At 47.0% G+C, this 1,440-nt stretch carries 1 protein-coding gene and 1 pseudogene; both read right to left on the reverse strand.

Going from position 1 to position 1,440, the window contains the following annotated elements; translation table 11 throughout:
• Positions 1 to 776, reverse strand: a pseudogene (locus I8U18_RS17530) (hypothetical protein); the annotation flags it as partial.
• 222 nt (positions 777 to 998) lie between these two features.
• On the reverse strand, positions 999 to 1,440 hold a 442-nt coding region (locus I8U18_RS17535), incomplete at its 5' end, for an ABC transporter permease subunit (RefSeq protein ID WP_198065179.1).

The raw sequence follows: 1,440 nt of genomic DNA on the forward strand, positions 1-1,440 counted from the left end.
CGCATCCGCATCCGCGTCGGCATCGGCGTCAGCATGAGCATCGGCATCCGCATCCGCATCCGCATCCGCGTCAGCATCCGCATCCGCATCCGCATCCGCGTCGGCATCCGCGTCAGCGTCGGCATCCGCGTCAGCATCCGCATCCGCATCGCGTCAGCATCCGCATCCGCGTCAGCATGAGCATCGGCATCCGCATCCGCGTCAGCGTCGGCATCAGCGTCAGCATGAGCATCGGCATCCGCATCCGCATCCGCATCCGCGTCCGCATCGGCATCCGCATCCGCGTCAGCATCCGCATCCGCATCCGCGTCAGCATCCGCATCCGCGTCAGCATGAGCATCGGCATCCGCATCCGCGTCAGCGTCGGCATCAGCGTCAGCATGAGCCTCGGCGTCGGCATTGGCGGTAGAATTGGCAGTGGCGTCGCCATTCGGATCCTTGTCATGATCAGCGTGGTCATGATCAGCGTCGGTATCGGCATTGGAAATAATTATATTGTCGCTATCTAGATCAGCTTGGTTTGTTAATTGGCCCTTGTTAGTGGCATTACTCGCACAGTAGGGTGATATATCCGGATTTGATATCGAATTTTCGATATTTTCTATATTTTCGAGGTCGTCCCGATCTTTCGTCCTTTTCTTTCTTCTCTTATCTTTAAGGTCATCACGATCACGCAGTCTTTTCTTTCTTCTTTTTTCTTTAGGATCATCACGATCACGTAGTCTTTTCTTTTTTCTTTGATCTTTTTTGTTTCTAGGGTTATTATTTAGATCCAAAATAATTTCCTCCTTTCTTTTTACGAAATTATTATATTAAGATATATCTCAGTTTGTTCCAGGCCAAGCAATCAAAATAAAGCCAGAATGTACTAACCACTAAATGTCAATAGCACTAGAAGACTCGTTTATAGACTTATTTATAGATTAGTTTAGTTTGCTGACCTCATAGGATTTCAGAAAAGGTGTAAGTTAATTTAGGGGAACAAAGGGGGTGTTTTTTTATGGGGAGAAGAAAGTGGACGGCAGAAGAATAAGCGAAATGGTGTTAGTAGGTTTTCCCACTACATTTCTACTGATCCGAAGGCTCCTAAAACTCGATATGCATTTTTTCGGGTGAATTACGAAGTATAACAGTACATTCCCGCTATCCTTCAATTCCAAATTCCAGTCCAGACTGGGAATCAGGAAGCGTGTGATACCCGGGGAGTTAAACAGATTTTCAATCACGATCAGGTTTCCGGTCATGATCGAGGCGATCCGAAACAAATCCGCTTTGATCACGGGCAAAACGTTCCGGAGTACATGCCGGGCGTAGATCGTCCATTTTTTCAATCCCTTGGATTTGGCTGTCAAAATATAGTCTTCTGTCAAAACTTTGTACCCTTGAAGGGCGACCATCCGCATCATATATGTAAAAGGCAAATAACATAAAGTCAGAAAG

The organism is Thermoactinomyces sp. CICC 10522 (genome assembly GCF_016055075.1).
Lineage (GTDB): Bacteria > Bacillota > Bacilli > Thermoactinomycetales > Thermoactinomycetaceae > Thermoactinomyces_A > Thermoactinomyces_A daqus.